The 25,800-nt window shown below is 66.9% G+C and carries 24 protein-coding genes; 19 read left to right on the top strand and 5 right to left on the bottom strand.

The genetic code is table 11. The annotated features are described in order from the left end of the window. Position 1 precedes the first annotated feature (1 nt). Positions 2-661 carry a peroxiredoxin gene (locus J3R73_RS09495; RefSeq protein ID WP_307425527.1) on the top strand — a complete coding sequence of 220 codons (660 nt, stop codon included), beginning with the start codon at positions 2-4 and terminating at the stop codon, positions 659-661. A 90-nt stretch (positions 662-751) separates the two neighbouring features. Continuing rightward, the gene (locus tag J3R73_RS09490) at positions 752-1,789 is read left to right on the top strand and encodes an MBL fold metallo-hydrolase (RefSeq protein ID WP_307425525.1); all 1,038 of its coding nucleotides are present in this window, start codon (positions 752-754) and stop codon (positions 1,787-1,789) included. Between the two features lie 54 nt (positions 1,790-1,843). Here J3R73_RS09490 and J3R73_RS09485 read toward each other — a convergent pair whose 3' ends face one another. Then, complete coding sequence (locus J3R73_RS09485; RefSeq protein WP_307425522.1) at positions 1,844-3,571, bottom strand: AfsR/SARP family transcriptional regulator; 1,728 nt, start codon at positions 3,569-3,571, stop codon at positions 1,844-1,846. Between the two features lie 510 nt (positions 3,572-4,081). On the opposite strand from J3R73_RS09485, the gene J3R73_RS09480 reads away from it, so the two are divergent. The 9 genes from J3R73_RS09480 to J3R73_RS09440 all read left to right on the top strand — a co-directional run bounded on the left by J3R73_RS09480 (position 4,082) and on the right by J3R73_RS09440 (position 14,474). After that, positions 4,082-5,176, top strand: a complete 1,095-nt coding sequence (locus J3R73_RS09480) for a sugar ABC transporter substrate-binding protein (protein ID WP_307425518.1) — start codon at positions 4,082-4,084, stop codon at positions 5,174-5,176. A gap of 130 nt (positions 5,177-5,306) precedes the next feature. After that, positions 5,307-6,860 (top strand): sugar ABC transporter ATP-binding protein, encoded by a 1,554-nt coding sequence (locus J3R73_RS09475; protein WP_307425515.1) that lies wholly within the window; start codon positions 5,307-5,309, stop codon positions 6,858-6,860. After that, positions 6,857-7,870, top strand: coding sequence for an ABC transporter permease (locus tag J3R73_RS09470; RefSeq protein ID WP_307425512.1), 1,014 nt, complete (start codon positions 6,857-6,859; stop codon positions 7,868-7,870). The genes J3R73_RS09475 and J3R73_RS09470 overlap by 4 nt, the downstream gene beginning before the upstream one ends. A gap of 82 nt (positions 7,871-7,952) precedes the next feature. Further along, positions 7,953-9,401 (top strand): aldehyde dehydrogenase family protein, encoded by a 1,449-nt coding sequence (locus tag J3R73_RS09465; protein WP_307425510.1) that lies wholly within the window; start codon positions 7,953-7,955, stop codon positions 9,399-9,401. 84 nt (positions 9,402-9,485) lie between these two features. Then, positions 9,486-11,018 carry a xylulokinase gene (gene xylB / locus J3R73_RS09460; RefSeq protein ID WP_307425507.1) on the top strand — a complete coding sequence of 511 codons (1,533 nt, stop codon included), beginning with the start codon at positions 9,486-9,488 and terminating at the stop codon, positions 11,016-11,018. Beyond that, entirely contained in the window at positions 11,015-11,662 is a 648-nt protein-coding gene (locus J3R73_RS09455) for an HAD family hydrolase (RefSeq protein ID WP_307425504.1), read from the top strand. Before xylB ends, J3R73_RS09455 begins: the two co-directional genes overlap by 4 nt. Before the next feature lie 7 nt (positions 11,663-11,669). Beyond that, the gene (locus J3R73_RS09450) at positions 11,670-12,503 is read left to right on the top strand and encodes an SIS domain-containing protein (RefSeq protein WP_307425501.1); all 834 of its coding nucleotides are present in this window, start codon (positions 11,670-11,672) and stop codon (positions 12,501-12,503) included. 49 nt (positions 12,504-12,552) lie between these two features. Continuing rightward, complete coding sequence (gene rpiA / locus J3R73_RS09445; RefSeq protein ID WP_307425499.1) at positions 12,553-13,272, top strand: ribose-5-phosphate isomerase RpiA; 720 nt, start codon at positions 12,553-12,555, stop codon at positions 13,270-13,272. Between the two features lie 152 nt (positions 13,273-13,424). Next, on the top strand, positions 13,425-14,474 hold the full coding sequence (locus J3R73_RS09440) for a GlxA family transcriptional regulator (protein WP_307425497.1): 1,050 nt from the start codon (positions 13,425-13,427) through the stop codon (positions 14,472-14,474). 103 nt (positions 14,475-14,577) lie between these two features. Here the strand turns inward: J3R73_RS09440 and J3R73_RS09435 are convergent, their stop codons facing one another. Then, a complete protein-coding gene (locus tag J3R73_RS09435; RefSeq protein ID WP_307425495.1) occupies positions 14,578-14,790 on the bottom strand; it encodes a hypothetical protein in 213 nt (70 codons plus the stop codon). On the opposite strand from J3R73_RS09435, the gene J3R73_RS09430 reads away from it, so the two are divergent. The 8 genes from J3R73_RS09430 to J3R73_RS09395 all read left to right on the top strand — a co-directional run bounded on the left by J3R73_RS09430 (position 14,770) and on the right by J3R73_RS09395 (position 23,816). Continuing rightward, on the top strand, positions 14,770-15,612 hold the full coding sequence (locus J3R73_RS09430) for an ABC transporter permease (RefSeq protein ID WP_307425491.1): 843 nt from the start codon (positions 14,770-14,772) through the stop codon (positions 15,610-15,612). The genes J3R73_RS09435 and J3R73_RS09430 overlap by 21 nt on opposite strands. A 44-nt stretch (positions 15,613-15,656) precedes the next feature. Continuing rightward, the gene (locus J3R73_RS09425; protein ID WP_307425488.1) at positions 15,657-16,703 is read left to right on the top strand and encodes an ABC transporter substrate-binding protein; all 1,047 of its coding nucleotides are present in this window, start codon (positions 15,657-15,659) and stop codon (positions 16,701-16,703) included. Between the two features lie 83 nt (positions 16,704-16,786). Then, entirely contained in the window at positions 16,787-17,629 is an 843-nt protein-coding gene (locus J3R73_RS09420) for an ABC transporter ATP-binding protein (protein WP_307425485.1), read from the top strand. A 25-nt stretch (positions 17,630-17,654) separates the two neighbouring features. Next, positions 17,655-19,094 carry an LLM class flavin-dependent oxidoreductase gene (locus J3R73_RS09415; protein WP_307425482.1) on the top strand — a complete coding sequence of 480 codons (1,440 nt, stop codon included), beginning with the start codon at positions 17,655-17,657 and terminating at the stop codon, positions 19,092-19,094. Between the two features lie 181 nt (positions 19,095-19,275). Then, positions 19,276-20,133 (top strand): SDR family oxidoreductase, encoded by an 858-nt coding sequence (locus tag J3R73_RS09410; RefSeq protein ID WP_307425480.1) that lies wholly within the window; start codon positions 19,276-19,278, stop codon positions 20,131-20,133. A 155-nt stretch (positions 20,134-20,288) separates the two neighbouring features. Further along, the gene (locus tag J3R73_RS09405; RefSeq protein ID WP_307425479.1) at positions 20,289-20,969 is read left to right on the top strand and encodes a response regulator transcription factor; all 681 of its coding nucleotides are present in this window, start codon (positions 20,289-20,291) and stop codon (positions 20,967-20,969) included. 203 nt (positions 20,970-21,172) lie between these two features. Next, positions 21,173-22,723: a glycosyltransferase family 39 protein gene (locus tag J3R73_RS09400; protein WP_307425476.1), complete on the top strand. Its 1,551-nt coding sequence runs from the start codon at positions 21,173-21,175 to the stop codon at positions 22,721-22,723. A 37-nt stretch (positions 22,724-22,760) separates the two neighbouring features. After that, entirely contained in the window at positions 22,761-23,816 is a 1,056-nt protein-coding gene (locus J3R73_RS09395) for a glycosyltransferase family 2 protein (RefSeq protein ID WP_307425473.1), read from the top strand. Positions 23,817-23,864: 48 nt separating this feature from the next. Here the strand turns inward: J3R73_RS09395 and J3R73_RS09390 are convergent, their stop codons facing one another. From J3R73_RS09390 to J3R73_RS09380, 3 genes are read right to left on the bottom strand one after another with little or no spacing between them, the layout of a single operon-like run. Further along, positions 23,865-24,296: a GtrA family protein gene (locus J3R73_RS09390; protein WP_307425470.1), complete on the bottom strand. Its 432-nt coding sequence runs from the start codon at positions 24,294-24,296 to the stop codon at positions 23,865-23,867. Positions 24,297-24,307: 11 nt separating this feature from the next. Then, positions 24,308-25,066, bottom strand: a complete 759-nt coding sequence (locus J3R73_RS09385; RefSeq protein WP_307425467.1) for a cytochrome b/b6 domain-containing protein — start codon at positions 25,064-25,066, stop codon at positions 24,308-24,310. A 36-nt stretch (positions 25,067-25,102) separates the two neighbouring features. After that, positions 25,103-25,498: a hypothetical protein gene (locus J3R73_RS09380; RefSeq protein WP_307425465.1), complete on the bottom strand. Its 396-nt coding sequence runs from the start codon at positions 25,496-25,498 to the stop codon at positions 25,103-25,105. Positions 25,499-25,800: the final 302 nt, after the last annotated feature.

The raw sequence follows: 25,800 nt of genomic DNA, 5'->3' as shown, positions 1-25,800 counted from the left end.
CGTGACGCTGCAGATCAATGAAATCGCGCCGAATTTCGATGCCCGGACGACCGAGGGGATGCTCAATTTCCACGAGTGGATCGGCGACCACTGGGCCGTCCTGTTCTCCCACCCCAAGGATTTCACGCCGGTCTGCACGACCGAGCTCGGCTACATGGCCAGGATCAAGCCGGAGTTCGACAAGCGCAACGTCAGGATCATCGGCCTGTCCGTCGATCCGATCGACCGGCACGCCACCTGGGCGGCCGACATCGAGGAAACGCAGGGCGCCGCTCCGAACTATCCGATGATCGCCGACACCGACTACAACGTCTCGAAGCTCTACGGGATGCTGCCGGCGCCGGTGTCCGGCGATCCGACCCAGCGCAGCGCTGCGGACAATCAGACGGTCCGAAACGTGTTCGTCATCGGTCCCGACAAGAAGATCAAGCTGATCCTCGTCTACCCCATGACCACCGGCCGCAACTTCGACGAGGTGCTGCGCGTCATCGATTCGCTGCAGCTCACCGCTAGGTTCAAGGTGGCGACCCCGGTGAACTGGAAGAACGGCGACGATGTCATCATTGCCGGCTCCGTCACCGACGAACAGGCGAAGGTCGCCTATCCCGACGGCTGGAAGTCGCCCAAGCCCTATATCCGTATCGTGCCGCAGCCCCACTGAGGCACGCATGCGAGACCACTCCCGCAGGTTGCCGAGCAAGGCAGCCTGCACACGCCGAATGCATGTTCAATCCATTGGGGCGCGGGGCTCATGATTTTTCGCCAGCTGTTCGATCAGGTTTCCGGTACCTATTCCTATCTGCTCGCCAGCCGCCGCGGCGGCGAGGCGATGATCATCGACCCCGTGCTCGACAAGGTCGACCGCTATCTGCAGCTCATCCGTGAGCTCGATCTGAAATTGGTGAAGGCCGTCGACACCCATCTGCACGCCGATCACATCACGGGCCTCGGCGCGCTTCGCGACAGGACGCAGTGCGTCACCGTGATGGGCGACCAGACGAAGGCGGACGTGGTGTCGATGCGCCTCGGCGACGGCGACAAGCTGGCGGTCGAAGGGCTCGTGCTCGATGCGGTCTACACGCCGGGCCACACCGACGATTCCTACAGCTTCGTCATGGCCGACAGGGTCTTCACCGGCGATACGCTGCTGATCCGCGGCACGGGCCGGACGGATTTTCAAAATGGCGATCCCCGCCAGTCCTACGAATCGATCTTCGGCAAGCTTCTCAGATTGCCGGACTCGACGCTCGTCTATCCCGCGCATGACTACAAGGGCGATACCGTCTCGACCATCGGCGAAGAGAGGGCCTTCAACCCCCGTCTTCAGGTCAAATCGATCGAGGAATATGTCGATCTCATGCAAAACCTGAACCTGCCCAATCCCAAGATGATGGACGTCGTCCTGCCCGCCAATCTGCGCGTCGGCCTGCATCAGGAGGAGATCGATCGCCGCGGCTGGTCGCTGTCGGCCGCTGCCGCGATGGCGGCGCCGGGTCGCCCGGACATCGTACTGGTGGACCTGCGCGAGCAAAGCGAGCGCGACCGGCACGGGACGATTCCCGGCTCGGTTCACCTGCCCTATACGGCGTTGCAGGAAAATCTCCGGCCGGGCGGCATTCTGAACGAGTTGGCGAATGCCACCGGCAAGCAATTGCTCTTCTATTGCGCCTTCGGCGAACGCTCGGCGATGGCCGTGCAGGCCGCTCAGGACGCCGGCTTGCATTCGGCGCGGCACATCAGCGGGGGCCTCGGCGCCTGGAAGAAAGCGTCCGGCACCCTGACGTCCTGACCGGCCATGACCCCGGCCTCGCGCCTCGACGCCGCACGCGGCCCGCCTTTCTCGTCACGAGGCGGCGAGCAGTGCGGGCCCTCCCGCCGCGATGCGGCCGAGGCACCGCTGTTCGTCGCGCACACGGCCGAATTCGGAATAGCGGGCGGCGGCCTCGCGGAACAGCGCCGCCGCCTGTCCGCCTTCGCCGCACGCCAGGCGATAGACGCCGCGGGCCTCCCAGATCGCGACCGGCCAGGGGCTGCCCTGCCACATGCCGGCGATCCGCTCGGCCGCGTTGATGCGCTGGACCGCATGGTCGAGATGACCGGCCTCGGCCAAGGCGATCGCCGAAGCGACGCGAAAGCCCATCGAGCATTGCTGGCAGATGGTGCGCTCGGCGAGCGACCTGTCGCCTGCCTCGATGGCTTCCCTGACCTGCTGGGGCGTCGTGGCCGCCTCGACGGCGAGGCATTGAAAACGGATCGAGCTGTGCGCGGCGCACCAGGTCGACTCCGACAGGCGCATGCCCTTCTGCGCCAGCCGGTTGGAGCGCCAGTTCTGGCCGCGCGCAAGAGCGATCTCGGCCAGCCGGTGGAGCGCGAGCGCCTGTCCGAACGGCGTTCCGGCTTCGGCGGCGAGCTTTTCCGCGGCCGTCAGCGTCGCTTCGGCAGGCTCGAGCCGTCCCTCCAGGAATTCGACCATTCCGAGGATCAGGAGCGAGAGCGCCCGGCCTGCGATCGAGCCGGCGCCTTCGGCGAACGCCAGAAGCTCGCCCGCGCATTTGCGCATCTCGTCATGGCCGCCGGCCTTGGTGAGGCAGAATTCCGCAAGGCACAAATTCGCGTCGAAGACCTCGGTGGCGAATTGCGGCGAGCGTTGGATGCAGTCGACGAATTCGGACTGGAACATCTCACGCCAGCGCCCCTGCATATGCGCGGTGATGCCGACGATCGCGCTCGCCTCGCCGACCTCGCGGCCGAGCTTGGCCGCGATGGCCAGCAGCCGCGCCTCCTCGCCCTTTTCCCGCGCATCGCCGAACTCGCCATTGTTCAGCTGGACGATGCCCCATGCGAGCAGGCCGCGAACGCGCTCCGAGATCCCCGCCGGCTCGACGCTCCTGAGCGCCACGGCGCGCTCGTACAATTTCACCGTCTCGGCCTGGGGGCCCATGCCCATGTCGGCCCGCAGCCGGTCGCGCAGGCGCTGGAACTGCCGGATCACCTCGCCGCGATCGCCGGCGTCGAGGGCGCTCTGCATCAGCGCCCGCACGGCCCGTTCGTCGAACGGGTCGACGGAGAGGACCTGCTCCCAAAGCCCGGCCGCCTTGAGCGCCCGCACATAGAGATCGCGCAGCCGCTGCCGCCGCTCGTCGGTCCACTCGGCGTAGAGGTCCCCGGGCAGCAGATCCCCGACATAGAGTTGCGCCGCGCGTGCCGCGGCGGCCGGATCGTCGGTCTTCAGCGCCGCGGCCGCATCCGCCTCGAAGACCTCCGCGTCCACGACGATCTCCGCGCCCGGCGCCAGCGCGAGGGTCTCCCCTTCCACCAGGATGATTTCATGCTCCCCGAGCGTCCGCCGGGCGTAGTGGATCGCCTTGCGGAGATTGGCTGCCCCGGCCTCCGGGCCGAGTTCCGGCCAGAGCGCATCGATCACCTGCTCCCGGTGCATCCTGTGCCGCGGAGCAAGCGCCAGGAGCTTGACCACCGCCACGCTTCGCGTCCGCCGCCAATCTCCCGCGCCCGGCGAACGGCCGTCGACGGAAATCGAGAACTGCCCAAGCAAAGTTACGTCGACATGCATCTGCGAAATCCTGAAGGCCGAGTATCCATGACTGAGGAATAATACAGATATGATCTGGAAAAAGACACACGCACCGGGAAGTTCTGGAGAAACCCAGCGTCAACAAGATCGGTCTCCACGGGAAGCGAAGAACGTCGCCGCCCCCTCCTCCCCGCCGCAAGAAGAGGTTAGCGGCGTTCGGGGCGAACATCCACTCCCGGCGATAGAAAAGACCTCGAGGCTTGTGAATGCCGACAGCCGGGTTCTACAACTTCCGGTGGTGACCAAGGGTTCGAGGACACATGCGTCACTCGAGGCCGAGGGGTGCGGCGGGAGCGCCCGCGGCCTCGCCGGGGAGCCATGGCGAAGGGTCGGCGGAGGCCGCCTGCGCCTGCGCCCTCCCGCTCACATTAATTTCGGGCCCGTGGGCCGGCCGCCCCTTGACACGTCCCGAAATATAGAAAAACTACGTAGATAAGTCGAAGCAAACGAGCCGGGGCAAACCAAACCGGCCTTTTATGGAGGAAATCTATGTCTACGGAGTTTTTCCGAACCTCTCGTCGTGCCTTCCTGAAAGGCGCGGCCGCGCTTGCCGCCGGCACCGCCGTCGGGAGCCAGGCCAGCGGCGCGTCGGCAGCCAGCAAGCCTTTCGTCCCCTATTCCAACAAGAGCCTCGACTATTATTTCTTCGTGGCCCAGGAAGAGGCTGTCAAGCGGGCGGTCGAGGCCCAGGGCTGGGAATTCCAGGCGGTCAACGCCAATTTCGACAATACGCGCCAGTTGCAGCAGTGGCAGAACCTGCTCCTGAAGAACCCGGCGGCGATCATCTCCGACCCTATCGACAGCCAGGCCATCGCCAGCGCCATCAAGCGCTTCAACAAGAAGAAGATTCCCGTCGGCATCATCGACACGCCGGCCTCGGACGGCGGCGTCGCCATCACCGTGGACTTCGACAATTACCAGGGCGGCGCGATGGCGGCCGAGCAGATCATCAAGCTGCTGACCGCCCGCCACGGCTCGCCCAAGGGCAGCGTGCTCAACGCCTATGGCGCCCTGCAAAGCGTCGCCTGGCGCCTGCGCAAGGAAGGCTTCGAAGCCACCATGCAGAAATATCCGGACATCAAGCTCTACAGCCGTCCGACCGAGGGCATGATCGACAAGATGCAGTCGGTGACGCTCGCCACCCTGGCCGAGGTGCCGGACCTCGACGCCGTCCACGCGCCGTCCGACACGCCCTCGCGCGGCATCGTCACGGCCTTGCAGCAGAAGGGCCGCTGGAAGAAGGTGGGCGAGGACGGCCATGCCATCTTCGTCAACATCGACGGCGAGCCGATCGCCCACCAGTGGATCAAGGACGGCTATATGGACGCCTCGGTCGCGCAGGATCCGATCGCCTATGCCGAGATCACCGTGGAGATGCTGTCCAAATACGCCATGAAGCAGCAGCCGGTGCCGACCGGCCCCTATGAGAACAAGAAATATTACTGGGAACGCGGCGTCATCACGGACTCGCTGACCGGCCCCTCGCTGATCATTCCCCCCTTCGTGATCAACAAGGACAATGTCGACGACAAGCGCATGTGGGGCAACATCGCCTACAACGAATGGGGCCTGAAGTATAAGTGAGACCGTCGAAGCAGGGTGCGCTGCCCGTCCCTTCCCCGCATCGGGGAAGGGAGACTTCAGCAGGCGGCCGCACCGCGCTTCGTCCGGCCGGCGCGGCAGGCCCCCTTCCCATCGTCCCGCGAGATCTCGCATGATCGCTTCCGCCCCGCAAACCCATGCCGAGCCCGACGTCATCCTCCGGGCCGACGGGCTGGTGAAGACCTATGCCGGCGTGCAGGCCCTGAAGGGCGTCTCCCTTTCGGTCCGCCGCGGCAGCATCCACGGCCTGCTCGGCGAGAACGGCGCCGGCAAGAGCACGCTCGTCGGCCTCATCTCCGGCATGCGAACGCCGACGAGCGGCGAGATCTGGCTCGACGGCAGTCCCGTCGGCGGCCGCGACGTGAAGGCGATGGAGCAGGCCGGCGTCTTCCTCGTCACCCAGGAGCCGATGATCGTCGACCCCTTGAGCGTCGAGGAGAACCTCCTGCTCGGCCGCTGGCCCTCCAAGGGCGGCTTCGTCGACTTCAAGCGCCTCAGGCGCGATGCGACCCATATGCTCGAAGGCGTCGGCATCGCGCCGGACATGTCCGCCGGCCTGCTCGGCGCGGTCGAGAAACGCAAGCTCAACATCCTGCGCGCCCTGTTCAGCGGCGGCCGGGTGATCATCCTCGACGAGCCCACGACCTCGCTCACCGTCGCCGACCGCAACCAGCTCTTCGATTTCATGCGGGAACTGAGGGGGCGCGGCGTCACCTTCATCTTCATCTCGCACTACAATGAAGAGATCCTCGAAATCTGCGACGCCGTCTCCGTGCTCCGGGACGGCGCGCTCGCCGGAGAGAGCGCCGACATCGCCGCGCTCAACTCCGACAGCCTTTCCGAAATGGTGCTGGGGCGGGACCTGTCCCTGTTCCACCGCCGCAAACGCACGCCGGAGACGCTCTCCCCCTCCCCCGGCGTATACTTCCGCGACGTGCGCGCCGCCGGTGTCGCCGTCGCGGATTTTTCCATCGCTGCCGGCGAGATCGTCGGCTTCGCCGGCCTGCCGGGCTCCGGAGCCAAGGATTTCGCCCGCTGCATGTTCGGCCTCGAGCCCACGGAAAGCGGCAGCTTCGCCATCGCGGGCCAGGAGCCCATCCCGCTTCCCGCAGCGCCTCACGAGGCCTTCCGGCACGGCATCGCCTATCTCTCGGATGATCGCCGCCGCGACGGCCTCGTCGGCATCCGCTCCATCGGCGACAATCTGGTGATGTCGAGCCTCGATGCCCTCTCCTCGCTCGGCTGGATCGACACCCGGCGCGAGGGGGAGACCGCCCAGCGCTATTTTCGCCAGATGGGCGTGAAGGCGCCGGGCCTCGCCACGCCGGGCGATTCCCTCAGCGGCGGCAACCAGCAGAAGGTCTGTCTCGGACGGGTTATTGCCACCGGCCCCAAGCTGCTGATCCTCGACGAGCCGACGCGCGGCATCGATGTCGGCGTGAAGGAGGACGTGCACCGGCAGATCGACACCCTCACCGGACAGGGCATGAGCGTCATCGTCATCACCACCGATCTCGACGAGATGGTGCGGACGGTCGATCGCGTCTGCGTCTTCTCCGGTGGCGCCATCGTCGAGACCCTCATTGGGTCCGACATCACCAAGGAACGCCTGCGCGCCGCGGCCTTCGACCGCGCGGCCAACACTCCAGGAACGAGCCAGCCATGAGCGATGGAGCTTCCGTCAAGCCGTCCGCCGCCGCGAGCCGCACCGCCGGCCCCGCGCGCAGCGGCCGATCGAGCACCCTGCAATGGCTGCTCCAGAACGTCGTCTGGTTCTGGCTGTTCGGGCTGGTGGTGATCTTCGGGGTGTTCAACCCCTACTTCTTCACGATCAACAACATGCAGAACATCATGGTCCAGGCGACGGTGCTGGGCCTGCTGGCGCTCGCCATCTCGCTGCCGCTGCTGGTGGCCGAGATCGACCTGTCCATCGCCTCCAACATGGGCTTTTCCTCGGTGATCGGGGCGCTCACCCTCAATTACGGCGTGCCGTGGTGGGGCGGCGCGCTCGTCGGCATCCTGGCGGGCGCTGTCGTCGGCCTCTTCAACGGCCTGTGCGTCACGCGCCTGCGCATGGTGTCACTGATCGAGACGCTGGCGATGATGATCATCCTGCAGGGAGCGCTCCTCGCCATCACCGAGGGCAACACCATCGCCAACATGCCCGACGAATATACCTGGATCGGACAGGCCACCATCGGCACCTGGCCGATCATGCCGCTGGTGTTCGTCGTTTGCCTGGCCGCCGAGGCGATCATCCTGCGCCGCACCGTGCTGGGGCGCAGCATCTATGCGGTGGGCGGCAACGCCGCCGCCTCGACCGCCGCCGGCATCCGCGTCGACCGCATCAAGATCATCGCCTTCGTGCTCTCCGGCCTGCTCGCCGGCATCGCCGGCTACATGCTGGCGGCCTGGCAGATGGCGATCACCTCCAACCAGGGCGAGGGCTTCCTGCTCTATTCGATCGCAGCCCCGATCATCGGCGGCGTGTCAGTCTTCGGCGGCCGCGGCTCGGTCGTCGGCATTCTCGGCGGCGTGTTGCTGCTCACCACCATCCAGGCCGGCCTCGCCGTGGTCAGCTTCCCCTCCTTCTATGTGCCGATGATCGGCGGCCTGATGATCTTCGTCGCCGTCGCCATCGACGCCATCCGCGTGCGGATGTCGGCCGGGCGCTGATCTGCCACCCGGGGAGCGGACTTCGGTTGCCCGATGTAGTTTTACTAGATAAGCCGGGTCGGACCGGTTCCGGAAATCCACTATGAGCGACGTGAAGCGCTATCCCAATTTCATCGACGGACAATGGACGGCGGACGGCGCGGCGGACTGGTTGCCCGTCGTCAACCCCGCCACCGAGGAAAGGATCGCCGAGGTCGCCCGGAGCGGCGCGGCCGTCGTCGACCGTGCCGTCGCCGCCGCGCGGCGGGCCTTCCCGGCCTGGCGCGACCTCGGTGCCCATCGCCGGGCCGACATCCTGCGCAAGGCCGGGGAGCGGGTCAGCGCCCATCGCCAGGGGATCGGCGAGGCGATGACCCGCGAACAGGGCAAGCCGCTGAACGAGGCGCTGGGCGAGGTCGACAAGCTGGCCAAGACCTTCGCCTACTATGCCGAGGAGGCCGTGCGCGTGCTCGGCTACACCGCGCCCAACGAGGAGCCCGGCCATCTCAGCCTGGTCGAGCGGGAGCCGATGGGCGTGGCGGCGGCGATCGCCCCCTGGAACTATCCGGTCGAACTGATCGGCTGGAAGCTCGGCGCCGGCCTCGCCGCCGGCTGCACGCTGGTGGTCAAGCCCTCGGAATGGACGCCGCTGTCGGCGATCGGCGTGGTCCGGTGCCTCGAGGAGGCGGGCCTTCCCGCCGGCGTCGTCAACCTCGTCAACGGCGACGGCCCGACCACCGGCCAGGCGCTGGTCTCCCATCCCGATATCGACAAGATCGCCTTCACCGGCTCGCTCCGGGTCGGCGAGGACATCTTCCGCACCATGGGCGGCATCAAGTCGGTCTCGCTGGAGCTCGGCGGCAACTGCCCGCTGGTGGTGGCGCCGAGCGCCGACCTCGCCGCCGCCGTGAAGGGAGCGGTGCGGCGCAGCTTCCGCAACATGGGCCAGGTGTGCATCGCCATCAACCGCATCTATGTCCACCGGCCGCTCTATGACGACTTCGTCGCCGGGATGGTGGCGGCTGCCGGCAGGCTGGTGATCGCCGACGGCTTCGCCGTGCCGACCGCCGATCTCGGACCGATGACCAATGCCGCCGGGCTCGTCAAGGTGCGTGAGCACGTCGCCGATGCGCTCGCCAGGGGTGCGCGCCTCGGCTGCGGCGGCAAGCGTCCCGACGACAAGCCGGTCGGCCATTTCTACGAGCCGACCGTGCTCGCCGACTGCACGCCCGACATGCTGGTGATGAACGCCGAGACATTCGGCCCGGTCGTCGGCATCAGTGCCTACGACACGCTGGAGGAGGCGATCGAGCTCGCCAACGATTCCCCCTACGGCCTCGCCGCCTATGCCTATGCCCGCGATGCCGGCGAGATCTTCGACATGGCGCGGAAGCTCTCCTTCGGCAGCGTCGCCATCAACAATGTCGATGCCGGCATCATCAACGCCCCCTATGGCGGACGCCGCAAGAGCGGCACGGGATACGAGCATGGCCGCGAGGGCATGGAGGGCTATCTCCAGTTCAAGCATGTCCGCATCCGCCATCGGGCCTGAGGGGATGACAGCCATGCAGATCGAGCCTCGCGCCGCTCCTCCGATACGCGCTTCGATGGCGCCCGGCCGGAAGGGCACGCCCGCATGAGCTCGCGTCCCTGCTTCATCGGCGTCGATCTGGGCACCTCGACCTGCAAGACCCTGGCGCTCGACGCCGAGGGTGGCGTCGTCGCCCGGGCCAGCATCGACTATCCGCTCGTCACCCCGCGTCCCGGCTGGGCCGAGCAGGATCCGCAATTGTGGTGGCAGGCGACCGTCGAGACGATGCGCCAGGTCACCGCGCGTCTCGAGGGCTGGCAGGTCCAGGCGATCGGCCTCACCGGGCAGATGCACGGCCTGGTCCCCCTCGATGCGGAGGACGGCGTGATCCGCCCGGCGATGCTGTGGTGCGACCAGCGGGCCGCCCCCCAATGCGAGACCATCACCGAGCGTGTCGGCGGGCTCGACGCCCTGCTCGCCCTCTCCAACAACCGCATGCTGCCCGGCTTCACCGGCGGCAAGTTCCTGTGGATGGCGGAACAGGAGCCGGATGCCTTCGCCCGCCTGCGGTGTTTCCTCAATCCCAAGGACTATCTGCGGCTGCGCATGACCGGCGTGCACGCGACCGATGTTTCCGACGCCTCCGGCACCGGGCTGTTCGACGTCCGGCGGCGGCGATGGTCGCCGGAGCTCCTCGCCGTCGTCGGGCTGGGGCAGGCGCAGGCGCCTGCGGTGTTTGAATCGAGCGAGGTCACCGCCGGCCTTTCGACCGAGGTCGCGCGGCTGTGGGGCCTGCCGGCGGGCCTGCCGGTCGTCGCCGGCGGCGGCGACGCGGTGATGCAGACGACGTCCCAGGGCGTCGTCCGGCCCGGCAGCATCGGCGTCACCATCGGCACCGCCGGCATCGTCGGCGGCGCGGCCTATGCCTGCCCGGACAACCGGGACGGCCTCCTGCAGGTCTCCTGCGGCAATGCGCCCGACCGCTGGCACGTCATGGGCGTGTCGCTGAATGCCGGCGGCTCCTTTCAATGGCTGAAGGAGACATTGGCGCCGCTGGCCGGCGGCGACCTCTCCTTCGACCGTCTCGCCGCCCTGGCCGAAAGCACGCCGGCCGGCGCCGAAGGCCTTCTCTTCCTGCCCTATCTGATGGGCGAGCGCTGTCCCGACATCGCCGCGGACGGACGCGGCGCCTGGATCGGCCTCACCCGCGCCCACGGCATCGGCCACATGTCCCGGGCCGTGATGGAAGGGGTGCTGTTCAACATGCGCGCCATTCTCGACCTCTTCGCCCGCAGCGGCCTCGATTGTGAGCGGCTGCGCGCCTCGGGCGGCGCCACCGCCTCGCCCCTCTGGCTGCAACTGCTCGCCGACGTCACCGGGCGCCCGGTCGCGACCGTCTCCGGGGCCTCGGAAGGGGGCGCCTTCGGCGCCGCGCTGCTCGCCGGCATCGGCGCCGGCCGTTGGGCGAGCCTGGACGAGGCCGTCGGCGTGGTGGCGCAGACCCGACAGATCGAGCCCGATCCCGCCCGCGCCGACCTCTATGACGCGATGCATCCCGTCTACAAGACGCTCTATCCGGCCATGGAGGCGACCTTCGGCAAGATCGCCGCCCTGGCCGACAGAAAGGTTCGACCATGAAGGCTGCCATTTTCGATCTCGACGGAACCCTGGTCGACAGCGCCCCGGACATCACTTTGTCCATGAACCGGCTGCTGGCCGACCGCGGGGCGCCGCCGCAGGAGGTCGCCTTCGTCGAGGGCTTCATCGGGGAAGGCGCGCGGGCGCTGGTGGCCAAGCTCTTCGCGGCGCTGGATGTCCGGACCGACGACCTCGATCGGGACGTCGCCACCTATATCGCCTATTACCGCGCCAACCCGGTGGAGTCGTCCAGGCTCTACGCCGATGCCAAGCCCGCCCTCGAGGCGCTGCATGGGGCGGGCATCCGGCTCGGCGTCTGCACCAACAAGCTGCAGGAGCTCGCCGAGATCGTGCTCGACCATTTCGGCCTGCTCCCGCTGATGTCGGTGGTGGTTGGCGCGGATACCACGCCCTTCACCAAGCCGGATCCGCGCGCGCTGCTGCATGCCGTCGAGGCGCTCGGCGTCGCACCGCAGGACGTCGTCTATGTCGGCGATACCGTCATCGACCGCGACTGCGCCGCCGCCGCCAACATCGCCTGCCGCATCGTCGACTGGGGCACGGGCCCGGCCGTCGCCGTCGCGGCGCAGGCCCGCCTCGCCCGCTTTGCCGACCTGCTGCCGGGCGCAGTGGCGACGGATTGAGGGCGCCATGCTGAAGGAAGTCGCCAAGATCAGGGCCTCGCTCGCCAAGGCCGAGCTGCGGCTGGCCGAGGTCATCCTCAGGCAGCCCGAAGCGGTCATCACCATGAGCATGGTGGACCTGAAGAAGGAAGCGGACGTCTCCGATCCGACCATCCTGCGCTTCTGCCGCCGGCTCGGCTGCAGCGGCTATCCCGAATTCAAGGTGCGCCTCGCCCAGGGCCTGTCGCCCGCGGCCCCCTTCGTGCATCGCGCCATCGAGCAGGGGGACAGCGTCGCCGACGCCGTCGGCAAGATCCTCAGCAATTCGATGAACGCCATCAAGCGCTTCGCCGACGATGCCGATCCGGTGGCGGTGGAGAAGGCGGCGGACGCCATGATCCAGGCCCGCGCGGTGTTCCTGCTCGGCCTCGGCATCTCCGAGACCGTGGCCTTCGACGCCGAGCACAAGCTCTTCCGCCTCGGCCTGCACTGCCGCACGGTCTTCGACGCCCAGCGCCAGATGGTGCTGGCGCCGACGCTGAGGAGCGACGAGGTGGCGGTGCTCTTCTCCCATTCCGGGGCGACGCGCACGCTGGTGAACGTCGCCATGATCGCCCGCGAGAACGGCGTGACCACCATCGGCATCACCGCGCCGCAGTCCCACCTCGCCCGCCACAGCGACATCGTCATTCCGGTTCCGCGCTACGAGCACAGCGAGCTCTACACGCCGCTGACGGCACGCCTGAACCATTTCCTTGTCATCAACATGCTGGTGGCGGCGATCGGCCTGAAGCAGGGGCGCAACATGCCGGACAACCTCACCGCGCTCGATCCCTGGCTGACCGAAAAGTTCATGGATTGAGACCCTCCCCCCCCCCGAAACACGGCCGAATGACCCGAAGGAGCCCCGCGTGTTGCAGCCGAAGAACGAGCAGGACAAGGCCAAGATCGCCGCCGGCCGCAAGGCCATCGCGACCTATTTCCGGAACGACATGCAGGTCGGCCTCGGTTCGGGCACGACCTCGCACTGGATGGTTCGCCTGCTCGGCGAGGAAGTGAGGAACGGCCTGCGCATCGCCGGCGTGCCGACCTCCAACGCCACCCGCGCGGTCGCCGTCGAAGCCGGCGTGCCGCTGCTCGACCTCAACGACGTCACCGAGCTGGAGGTCACGCTGGACGGGCCGGACGAGGTCGATCGCGAAGGCCGCATGATCAAGGGCGGCGGCGCCTGCCTCCTGTGGGAGAAGATCGTGGCGCGCGCCTCCAAGCGCATGGTCTGCATCGCCGACGACAGCAAGATCGTCGACACGCTCGGCCGTTTTCCCCTGCCCATCGAGGTCGTCCAGTTCGGCTGGCGCAACACCGTCCACCAGCTTCGCAGGCTCTTCACCGAATTCGGCTTCACCGAGGTTCCGATCCTGCGTCGCGGCGGCGACACGCCCGTCGTCACCGACAGCGGCAACTACATCGTCGACTGCCACCTGCGGGCGATCGGCGAGCCGGATCGCCTCGCGCCCCGCTTCAACGAGATCCCGGGCGTGGTCGAGCACGGCCTGTTCGTCGGCATCGCCAGGGAGATCGTGATCGGCCATGCCGACGGCACCGCGGACGTCGAAGTCTACCGGAAATAGCCGTTCCGCCGGATCGCCGATCGCCGCCGGCATGGCGCTGGGCCATGCCGCGGCGCTGGCCCCGCGCCTCCCCCATCTGTAAGCTGCAATCGCCGGACCCCGGCATGAAAGCGGCGGCAGGCCCGCAGCCGCCCGAGCAACGGGATTGCAAGGTGGTTCAGATACCGAATGTCGATGCCGGCGCGAAGCCGTTGAGGATCGGGTTCATTCTCAGCCGTGACTTCACGATGTCGGCCTTCTCGATGTTCCTGGACACGCTGCGCCTCGCCAGCGATGTCGGCGATCGCAGCGGGCGCGTGCATTGCGACTGGGAGGTGCTCAGCGCAACCGGTCACCTGATCAGGAGCAGTGCCGGCATCGAGGTCGCGCCGACTGCGCCGCTCGGCGATCCCCGCCGCTTCAGCCATGTGGCGGTGGTCGGCGGCCTCCTGCGGGCCGAGGCCCCGCTCGACGAGGCGGCGATCGATTTCCTGCACAGGGCGGACGCCGCCGGCATCCCGCTGATCGGCGTCTGCACCGGTTCTTTCATCCTGGCTCGGGCCGGCCTGCTGCTCCGACGCAAAGCCTGCGTCAGCTGGTATCACGTCGATGATTTTCGCCGGCAATTTCCCGATATTCCCGCTTTGGCGGACCGCCTGTTCTTCGTCAACGGCAACCGCATCACCTGTTCGGGCGGCGCCGGCGCGGCGGATCTCGCCGCCTATCTCGTCGAACGCCATCTCGGTCTGCCCTCGACGGAGAAGGCCCTGCAGATCCAGCAGATCGAGAGGGCCCGTCCGCCCTCCGAGCCGCAGGCCAGGGCGCCCCTGGGCAAGGCCGTGTCCGATGATCGGGTCAGGCGTGCCCTTCTGATCATGGAGCAGAGCATGAGCCAGCCGCTTCGCATCAGCGACATAGCGGGCCGGGTCGGCATTTCCGCCCGCCGGCTGGAGAGCCTGTTCTGGGAGGAGACGGGCACGCGTCCCAACGCGGCCTATGTTCGGCTGCGGCTGGATCTCGCACGCTGGCTGGTACTCAAGAGCAAGCGGTCGCTGATGGATATCGCCATCTCCACCGGCTTTCCGCATCCTTCCAATTTCTCCCGCCGCTTCAGGGAGGCTTTCGGGGTCTCGCCGACCGCCCTGCGCCAAAGCATCGGCCGGACGATGTCGGGCGATGCGCCACCTCCTCACGTCGCCGAAGAGGATGCACGCTTCGCGTGAGGCGCGGCCGAAGCGAGGGCTCCGCAAACGCAAAGAGCTTTCCGGGACGAACGCGGGGCCCGACGACCGGCGACCAGCCCCGGTGAGCGGACTGCGCCTCCGCTCACCGGCCCACCCTGCCGGCCGCGGAAGGCCGGCGGAAGAAGCGGGCAGTCCCGTCCGGTCCAGGAAGATCACCGGTCTCGGGCAGGTGAGGGTTGACATATCCATTTTGTTGATAGATTTTATAGATTATATGCACTTTATCCGAGCCGGCCGCCGGACGGCAATCCGCCATCCCTTCCTGGATTTCGAAATGACCGATCAGATTCTTCACGACGAGACCTCGCCCCCCTTGCGTCGAGGCGATCTTCGCCCCGCCGGTCTCTGGTTTCGGGAATGGGTCGAGCCGGTGCTGCGCAATTCGGCGGCGATCGTCGCCTTTCTGCTCCTGTGGGAGCTGGCGCCGCGCTTCGGCCTCATCAACCGCACTTTCCTGCCGCCCTTCTCCGAGGTGATCGAAAAGGGCGCCGAATATGCCCTTGCCGGCCAGTTGCTGCCGCAGATCCTGGTCAGCGTCGGGCGCGCTGCCGGCGGTTTCGGCCTCGGCGTGGTCACGGCGGTCCCGCTCGGCATCCTGCTCGGATGGTACAAGCCGCTCGAATCCTACCTCAATCCGCTGCTGCAGCTGCTGCGCCAGACCAATCCGGTCTCCCTGTTTCCGGCCTTCATCCTGTTCTTCGGCATCGGCTACGCCACCAATGTGGCGATCATCTACTGGGTCGTCGTCTGGCCGATCCTGCTCGGCACGATCACCGGTGTCAGAAGCGTCGATCCGGCCCTGGTCAAATATGCCCGTTCGATCGACCTGCCGAGCTGGCAGCTGCTGCTCAAGGTCGTGCTGCCATCCGCCGTTCCCTCGATCATCACCGGCATGCGCCTGGCCGCGACCTATTCCTTCCTGATGCTGGTCGTCTCGGAGATGGTCGGTGCCAGCAGCGGCCTCGGCTACCTCATCGTCAACGCCCAATATCTGATGAGCGTCCACCTGCTCTATGTCGGCGTCATCGTGCTCGCCCTGCTCGGCATCGGCAGCAACTGGCTGCTGGTCTCCCTGGAACGCCGGCTGTCGTCCTGGCGCCAGGACGTCAATCCCTGATCCGAGCCGCAACGGCCCGTCCTCCCCCTTCAAAGGAGCCTGCCATGTCCAACGTCTCCCGCCGTTCCCTCCTCAAGGCGGCTGCCGGTTCGCTCGCCCTCGCCGGCGTCGCCGCCCCCCTGCTCTCGCCGTCTCGGGCCCGGGCCGGCGATCTGAAATCCGTCAGGATCTTCCGTCCGCCCCTGAATCAGAACTGGAGCATCGGCTACGAACTGATCGAAGTCGCGGATGCGCAGGGCTTCTTCGCCAAATACGGCATCCAGGCGGACTTTGCCGTCATCCCCTGGGATCAATACACCGTCGCCCTCGACAGCGGCGCGCTCGATCTGGCTCCCTTTGCCGACTACGCCTATTTCATCAACGTCTTCGACAAGGGCCTGAAGGCCAGGGAGATCGTTTCCTCCACCCTGCCTTTCGATCCGGCCAATGCCGGCGACGGCCTCATCGTCCTCGAGAATGGGCCGATCAAGACGGCGCAGGATCTCAAGGGCAAGCGCATCGGCACGCAATGGCCGACATTCTCCGGCGTGTGGTTCGCCATGGACTGGCTGGCCAAGCGCGGCGTCCACAAGAGCGAAGTGACGATCGTCCCAGTGCCGCAGGCGCAGTATGAGCAGGTGCTGCAGCAGGGCGGAATCGATGCGATCATCGCCTACACGCCGCTCGACATCCAACTGCGCCGCAAGGGCGGCTACCGCCAGCTCTTCTCGGTCTCCGACATCGCAGGGCGCTTCATCACCCGTGGCGGCACCATGGCCTCCGACAAATTCATCGCCGAGCATCCGGAACTGATCAAGGGCTATGTCTCGGCCATCGCCGAAGCGGCCGACTGGGCGAACCAGCACCCGGCCGACGTCATCAAGCTGGGCGTCGACCGCGGCAAGCTCGATACCCAATATCTGCCGGATATCTACAACAGGGACGGCAAGGAGGATTACAGCCATCTGCGCTGGGCGACGCACGGCCTGAACAACGAGCAGGATCTCGCCTTCTGGCTGAAGCTGGTCGAGGACGCCGATATCGTGCCGAAGGGCAAATACAAGCCCACCGATTTCTACACCAACGCCTTCAATCCCTACGCCTCGGCCTGAGGCTTCGCCGCCGCGCGGGCGTGGACGGCGGGCCTTGGCCGTGCCGGGTCTCGCCCGTCCGCATCATTTCCGGGAATGACGAGATGAGCAGCACCATACAGATCCAGAACGTCGGCAAGACGTTTCCCCTCAAGGTGGCGTCCGGCCGGAACGGCGGCGGCGGCAGCTTCACCGCGCTCGAGAACATCAACCTCGAGGTCAAGGCCGGCGAATTCATGGTGATCGTCGGGCCGAGCGGCTGCGGAAAATCCACCCTGCTCGATCTCCTCGGCGGCCTGGTGGCGCCGAGCACCGGCCGTATTCTCATCGACGGCCGGCCGATTGCCGGTCCGGCCCTCGACCGCGGCCTCGTCTTCCAGCAATATGCCCTCTTCCCTTGGCGCAGCGCCCTGAAGAACATCGAGTTCGGCCTGGAGGCCAAGGGCGTCGGCCGGCGCGAGCGGGCCGAGCGGGCCCGGCATTTCCTCGCAATGGTCGGTCTCGAAGGCTTCGGCGACCGCCTCCCCCACGAATTGTCGGGCGGCATGAAGCAGCGGGTGGCGATCGCCCGCAGCCTGGCCTACGATCCGGGCGTGCTGCTGATGGACGAGCCCTTCGCGGCGCTCGACGCCCACACGCGCGAGACGCTGCAGGACGAGTTGCTGCGCATCTGGCGCACGTCCGGCAAGACGATCGTCTTCATCACCCACGGCATCGACGAGGCCGTTTATCTCGGCCAGCGCGTCGCCGTGATGACCTCCCGGCCCGGCCGCATCAAGGATGTCGTCGATATCCCGCTCGAAGCCAGGGGCCGGGACGAGGATCTGCGCTCGGACCCGCGCTTCGCCGAATTGCGCCATCGGGTCTGGAGCCTGCTGCGCGACGAGTTCCGGCACGCCGAGGGACAGGAACGCAGCCGCCTCGCCGGCTCGTCCGCCGCCGCCTGACCCGCCCCCGCAAAGGCCCGCATCCATGACCCGTCAGATCCACTTCAACGCCTTCGAGATGAACTGCGTCGGGCACCAGTCGCCCGGGCTGTGGGCGCATCCCCGCGACCGTTCCTGGCAGTACAAGGATGTCGAATACTGGACCGGGCTGGCGGCCACGCTGGAGCGCGGCATCTTCGACGGCATCTTCATCGCCGACGTCGTCGGCTATTACGACGTCTACAAGGGCAGCGCCTATCACGCCATCGAACAGGCGGCCCAGATCCCCGTCAACGATCCGCTGCAGCTGGCCGTGCCCATCTCGATGGCGACCGAGCATCTGGGCATCGGCATCACCGCTTCCACCACGTTCGAGCATCCCTATACCTTCGCCCGGCGCCTCTCGACGGCCGACCACCTCACCAAGGGGCGGGTCGGATGGAACATCGTCACGTCCTACCTGAACAGCGGCGCCCGCAATGTCGGGGACGACGCGCTTCGCCGCCATGACGATCGCTACGATGTCGCCCAGGAATATCTCGAAGTCCTCTACAAGCTGTTCGAGGGCAGCTGGGAGGAAGGCGCCGTGGTGCGGGACCGCGCCAACCGCGTCTTCGCCATCCCCGAGAAGGTCCACGAGATCGGCCACAGGGGTAAATATTTCGAGGTTCCAGGCTATCATATGTGCGAGCCCTCGCCCCAGCGCACGCCTCTGCTCTACCAGGCCGGCGCATCGGGCGCCGGCAAGGCCTTTGCCGCTCGCAATGCCGAATGCGTCTTCGTGGGGTCGCTGTCGAAGAGCGTTCTCAAGGCCTACGCCTCGGACATACGCCGCCGCGCCGCCGAAAGCGGCCGCGACCCGCGAAAGCTGCTGATCTACAGTCTCGTGACGGTCATCGTCGACGAAACCGATGCCAAGGCCCAGGCCCGCTTCGACGAATACCGGCGCTATGCCTCCTATGACGGCTCGCTCGTCTTCATGTCGGGCTGGAGCGGCGTCGATTTCGGTCAATTCTCGCCGACCGACGTGATCCGGGACATCCCGCCCAATGCACTCACCTCGATGATCGAGAATCTGGTCTCCGACAGCCGCTCCTGGACGGTCAACGACCTCGCGACATGGGGCGGTGTCGGCGGCGTCGGCCAGGTCTTCGTCGGTTCCCCGACAACCGTCGCCGATCAGCTGCAGCAATGGGTGGAGGAAACCGACATCGACGGCTTCAACCTCGCCTATGCCGTCACGCCCGAGACCTTCGAGAGCATCGTCGACCTGCTCGTTCCCGAACTGCAGCGCCGCGGCGCCTACCCCAAGGCGTATCGCGCCGGGACACTGCGCGAAAAGCTGTTCGGCGAAGGCCCCTATCTGCCGGCCGATCATCCGGCAGCCTCGTTCCGGGACATCGAGGCCGTGAAGAAGGCCGAACGGCAGCGCGGTGAATCCCCGGGCTTCGCGCTGGATACCGCCGGGCAGGCGCCTGCCGCTTGAGTTGCGCGCCCGATCGCCATCCCGGCGCGCCGGCAAGGCCGGGCAGGCGGCCGGGCGCCAGCCGGCCCAGATCCGGCCGGATCGACATGGTGCGGGCGATTGATCGCACGCTCGGGAAACCCTACGGGGGCAGGACGGTTGTGCATCGACGACCCATGCATCAACCGAGAGAACCCCTCCAATGTCGGATTATCCCCAGCCCCCCTTTCCAAAGCAGCAGCAGCCCATGCCCGGCTTGACCGACCGCATGGACCCTAAGCCGGACCATGGCGAAGCGTCGTACAAGGGGTCGGGAAAGCTCGCCGGCAAGAAGGCGATCATCACCGGCGCCGACAGCGGCATCGGCCGGGCGGTGGCGCTCGCCTTCGCGCGTGAAGGTGCGGATATCCTCGTGTCCTATCTCGACGAGCATGTCGACGCTGCCGAAACCAAACGTCTGGTCGAGAGCGCCGGGCGCAAGGCCGTCCTCGTCCCCGGCGACATCCAGGCATCCGCGCATTGCCGTGCGATCGTCGACAAGGCCGTGGCCGAATTCGGCGTCGTCGACATCCTGGTCAACAACGCCGCCCATCAGGCGACGTTCGAGGACATCGGCGACATCTCAGACGAGGAATGGGAGCTGACGTTCCGCACCAACATCCATGCAATGTTCTATCTCGTCAAAGCCGCCGTGCCGCATATGAAGCCCGGCAGCGCGATCATCAACACGGCGTCCGTCAATGCGGACACGCCGAACCCGACGCTGCTCGCTTATGCGACGACCAAAGGGGCCATCCAGAACTTCACCGCGGGGCTGGCGCAACTCCTCGCCGAAAAAGGCATCCGCGCCAATTCGGTCGCGCCGGGCCCGATCTGGACCCCGCTCATCCCCTCGACCATGCCGGAAGAAACGGTCGAGAATTTCGGCAGCAAGGTGCCGATGAAACGGGCGGGCCAGCCGGCGGAACTCGCCACCGCCTATGTCATGCTCGCCGATCCGCTGTCGAGCTATATCTCGGGCGCCACCATCGCGGTCACCGGCGGCAAGCCCATCCTGTAGCCTGGATATCTCCCCTTTGGGCTTTGCTCGACGCCTGGCGCCATCGAGGCGGCGATATCTCCACCATGCCGAGGGCTCAGGGAGCAGGAGGTTGCCCCGCCGGCGTGGTGCTCGTACCATGCCGGCTCGGCACGGGGCGAACCGGCAGGGTGTCCATGCGACTGCTTTTGGTTGAAGACAGCGCGCGTCTGCGCGACCTGCTGGGAGAGAGCGTCCATCTCGCCGGCTGGCGGCTGGACAGCGTGGAGACGGTGGCGGCCGCCCGCCAGGCCATCGAGGCGGTCGCCTACGATCTGGCGCTCGTCGATCTCGGCCTGCCCGATGGCGACGGCCTGGCGCTGATCCGGGACCTGCGCCACGGCGGCTTCAACGCGCCCATCCTGGTCATCACCGCCCGCGGCTCGATCGAGGACCGCGTGGCGGCGCTCGACGGCGGCGCCGACGACTATCTGGTCAAGCCCTTCAACCACACCGAACTGATGGCGCGCTGCCGGGCCCTGCTGCGGCGCAGCGCCATCCATTATGCCGAGCAGATCGCCGTCGGCGGCCTCGCCTTCGATCCGGCCAGCGGCAATGTGACGGCGGATCAGAAATCCCTGTCGATCGCGCCGCGCGAAAGATCGGTTCTGGAGCTGCTGCTCCGCAACGCCGGGCGCGTGACATCCAAGCAGTCGATCGAAACGATGCTGTCCGAATTCAGCAGCGAGATTTCGACGAACGCCGTCGAACTGGCGATCTCGCGCCTGCGCCGCCGCCTGCTGCCCTATGACCTCGGGGTCGAGATCGAGACGATCCGCGGCATCGGCTATCTCCTGCGGGAAAAGCAGCCGGACTAGCGGCCGGCCCGCCGCCCCCTTTCGCTCGCGAACAGCGTCGCCCTCCGATGTCGAGGGGGCTGTCAGCTCGCTGTCAGCGAAAGGATAAACCCGGCGATTGTGGCCAATCTCATCAATTTGCCCGCGATTTGCCATCACCGGCTTCTGTAGATTTGTCTGACCGCTGCGGCGGTCCTCTTCGGAAATGCCGGTTCGACAATGCCATGACCACCATCCCTCCTGCCGCAGCCCAGCCGGCGCCGGCCCCTTTCCGGGCCGCCGCCTTGGCCAGATCCGGGCTTCTGACGCCGACGGCGGCCGTCCTTGCCTTGTGCTTCCTGCAGCTCCTGTTCTGGACGCTCGTCCCGGCCCTCAGCCGCAGCGCCCTGCCGCGCAATGTGATCGAAGGCTATGGCTGGGCGCGCGAATGGATCGTGCTGAGCTACAAGCATCCGCAATTGCCGGCCTGGTGCCTCGGCCTCAGCCGCTTCCTGTATGGCGGCATCGGCTGGCCGGCCTATCTCGTCTCGCAGATCTTCGTCTGCGTCACCTACATCTTCGTCTTTCTGCTCGGCCGCGATCTCGTCGGCGGCCGGCACGCCGCAGCCGGTACCCTGTTCCTCGCCGGCTGCTATTTCTTCACCTGGCCCACGGTCCAGTTCGACCACAACGTCGCACAGATGCCGTTCTGGGCGGCGATCGCCTGGTGCCTGTGGCGAGCGTCCGGGCAGGACCGTCCCGGCTGGTGGCTGGCGCTGGCGGCCGCGGCGGGGCTCGGCATGTATGCCAAGCTGTCGACGGGCCTGCTGCTCCTCGCCTGCCTGGCCTGGCTGCTGGCGGATCGGCAGGCCCGCGCGCGGTTTGCCGGCATCGGTCCCTGGCTTGCGCTGGCCGTCTTCGTCCTGCTGGTCTGCCCCCTCCTCTACGAGCTATGGGCCCTGGACTTCCAGCCGCTGAAATATATGAGCGCGGAATCGGCGGGCCTGCGCCACAATCCCCTCTTCTTCATAGCCAAGGAGATCGGCGACAACGCCGCCCTCTTCGTGCTGATCGGCGTCGTCCTATTCGCAGCGCGAGGCAGGGAGCAGACAGCCGGTCCGTTCACGCTCGAACGGCGCAGGTGGATCTTCCTGCTCCTGGTGGGAGTCGCGCCGCTGGCATGCGTCGCGCTCGCCTCGCTGAGAGGCGACATCAATGCCGGCTGGGCCGCACCGATGTACAACCTCGTCGGCCTCGTCGTCGTCGGTCTGCTCGGCAGCCGATTGACTGCGCGCGCCTTCGACTATCTGGCGGTTTCGGCGCTCGGCCTGGTGGTTCTCTTCGCCCTGGCCCTGCCGGCAACCGAAATCTGGCAGAGCATGGCCGCCCAGCCCCGGTCGACGGCCTTGTGGCCGGAGGCGGCGATCGCTTCGCGCTTCGAGGCGCTGTGGCGGGCGAAGACCGGCGCGCCGCTCGCCGTCGTCGGCGGCGACCCGTGGATCGCCGGGCTGATCGCGGACCCGCTGCCCCAGGCCCGCGTGTTCACGGAGCTCGATCCGAGCGAAGCGCCGTGGATCACGGCCGACACCGTCGAGCAAAAGGGCCTGCTGGTGGTGTGGCGGGCGGGCTCGGAGCCGGCACAGGTCGCCGATCTCGAGACCGCCTCGCCGGCCAGCATCTTCGGCCAGGAGACGTTCATCTGGTCAAGGGCGGACCGTGCCGAGCCGCTGCGCATCGCCTATCTGCTCCTGCCTCCCGGCAATCGGGCCGGCGCCTTTCTTCGCCGTCAGAACTGAACCGTTGTCACGCTCACTCCCGATCGGTACCGTTGGAATGTCGAAGCCACTCGTCACGATTGTCATCCCGGTCCTCAATGAAAGAGGCGGCCTGGAGGAACTGGTCTCCCGCCTGGAACGCAGCCTGGAGCCGGCGCGGGTGGACTGGACCATCCTGTTCGTCGACGACGGCTCCACCGACGGGACATTCGCCTATCTCGGCAAGTTCCACGAGGCCGACAAGCGGATCTCGGCGATCGCCCTGAGCCGCAATTTCGGCAAGGAACAGGCCATCGCCGCCGGCCTCGCTTACGCGCCCGGCGACGCCGTCATCATCATGGACGCCGACCTCCAGCACCCGCCGGAACTGGTCCCCGCCTTCATCCAGCGCTGGCGCGAGGGCTATGAGGTCGTTTTCGGACAACGTCTCGACAGGGATACCGATGGCTGGCTCCGGCGGCTCTATTCGGTGCTTTTCTACCAGCTGTTCGCGCGCCTCTCGAAGGTACCGCTGCCGGACGGCGCCACGGATTTCCTGCTGCTGGGGCGAAAGCCGGTCGATGCCTTCCGGAGACTGGCGGAGAAGAACCGCTTCAGCCGCGGCCTGTTTTCATGGGTCGGCTTTCGCTCGATCTGCGTACCCTTCCACTACGGCCATCGCTCGCAGGGCCGTTCGAAATGGAGCTTTCCGAAGCTCCTCGGCCTGGCTCTGGACAGCTTCTTCGCCTTCTCCAAGGCGCCGCTGCGGTTGTGCCTCTATGCAGGCCTGCTGTCCCTGTCGCTCGGCTCGATCCTCGGCGGCGAGGCGCTGGCCCGGCATGTGCTGCACCATCGCGCTCCCTCGGAAGCCGGCATGCTCTTCCTGATGTCGTCCCTCCTGCTGGGAATCCAGCTCCTCTTCATGGGAATACTGGGCGAGTATGTCGGCAGGATATTCGACGAGGTGCGGGCGAGGCCGCTCTTCATCGTCGACCGGTCGGTCGGCCTCAGGCCGGAGAGCGGTCTTGCAGCCCAGCCCGTGGCGCCGGGCGGGACCGCGCGGGACGCACGGATGAACCACCGCCTCATGCCGGACGACGACATCGTGTTCTATCCGGCCGCCAACGATCTGTGAGCGGCACGGCATGGGCCGCGGGTGGGGCTTCCGGCCGTCGGGACCGCCCTATCGGGCGAAGACCAGCCGGAGATAGCTCCAGAAATTCAGGGACATCGACAGGCCCGTCGCCGCCGCGATCGCGATGACCGGCTCGCGGCGGAAGACGTCGCAGCCGGACGTCAGCGCGAGATAGACGCCCAGATTCACAACCGCGGCACCCGAACTGGCGCCGGCGTAGCGGATGAATTCAGCGAGGCTGAGGGCGCCGGCCCGGTCGGCGAAGGTCGTCGAGCGATTGATCAGCCACGTCGCGACGAGCGCGCATGCGAAGGACGCCAGCCTGGCCAGCCGCCGATCGGAGCCCAGATGCAGAAGGCCCGTCAGGACGCCGGCATCGACCATGAATCCGAGGGTGCCGGCGATCGCGAATGAGATCAGCCGCCGCCGGCCGGGTGTGGACCCGGACGCGCGGACGGCCGATCTGTTCGAAAGGGGCACGAAGCCGGCGCTCAGACGGAGGAGCCGAACAGCGCCACCGCGCCGTAGACCACGCCGGCGGCCACCAGCAGGCAGATGCCGGCCACGGCCAGCGAACCGCCCTGCGCTTCACGCCCGTCGACATAGGGCCGCACGTCCTTGCGGCCGGTGATCATCGCCCCGATGATATTGTCGCGCTTGACGAACTGGTAATAGAGGTTTGCCGCGATATGGAGGCCCGCCAGGCCCAGGATGACGAAGTAGAACCAGGCGGCATGGATCTCGGCCACCCAGCCGGCGACCGTATCGCCGACCATTCCGGCGAAGGGACCCGCCGCGGTGACGCCGTCGCTCGAGAACAGGCCCAGCAGCACCTGGACCGAGCATCCGAGCAGGAGGCCGATCACCATGAGGCCGCCGGCGGGGTTATGTCCGAGATAGGGCTTCGCGCGCCCCTGCCGGAGCAGGCGCAGATAGAACCATGCCGAGGCGGGCGAGCGCACGAAAGTGGAGAAACGCGCCGTCGACCCGCCGAAGATGCCCCACAGCAGGCGATAGATCAGCAGGACGAGAATGCCGTAGCCGGCCGCCTTGTGCACGGTCATGTCGGGATCGGCGAAGCCGCTCGATATCCACGCCGTCGCGATCAGGGCGACCAGCGACCATTTGAACAGGCGGGTGGGAAGATCCCAGGCCCGGACCGTCCTGGCCTTGGTCGAAGTCCTGCCGCTCCCCTGCCGCTCCTTCGTGGGCTTGGAGATGGGCTCATACGTTGTCGCATGCTTGTTCAAGCAAGCCTCCTGTCATCGGAAATCATGTCGGGCGCTCTATTTGTGCGCGCTGTGGCAGGTCTTGCATTCGGTGACGACGGCCACGAACGCCTTGCGGAACGAAGCCGGGTCCAGGGTCTGGCGGCCCGGCGGTTCGGCGGCGGCGGCCATCCTGTCGAAGCGTGCGCGCATGTCCTGATCCCTTGCGCTTTGGCCGCTGGCGAAGAGAGTCTTGCCTTCGCGGGCATCGGCCGCGTAGCGGCGCAGAACGGCTTCCGCGGTCCGCGCGTCGAAGCTGGACAAGGCCGCCTTGGCCGCGCTGGTATTGTCGGACATCTGCCGCATGAGGCCCTTGAGCGACAGCGCCAGGGCAGGTCCGGTCAAGGCGAGGACCGCGAGACCGGCGATGGTGTAGGGTCGATATTTGCCGAGGAGACCATGATGTTTCTGCATTCTGACCGTCTTGTTGAGTAGAGATAAACACGAACGTCGCGAAGCAGCGGCAATTGAAGCCAGGAATCACGAAGGGCTCGATATCCAAGGCCGTTGCCGCCGCCGCGGATCGGCTCGCATAGGACTGTCCGAATGCGGCGAAAGCCGTCATGCGCCACGGCTGTGGCCCGGCTTTCGCTCAACCTTGACAGGCATTTGACAGGTCGATCGGATAGGCTGAGGCCTCGTGGGACGCCCTGCCTTCAGATCGAACCACCATGAACCGCAAAATTCTTTTGGCACCACTGCGTTCAATTGGTGAT

The organism is Labrys monachus (genome assembly GCF_030814655.1).
Classification (GTDB): Bacteria; Pseudomonadota; Alphaproteobacteria; order Rhizobiales; family Labraceae; genus Labrys; species Labrys monacha.
Note: the sequence above shows the minus strand (reverse complement) of the source record. Positions and strands in the feature narration are given on the sequence as shown.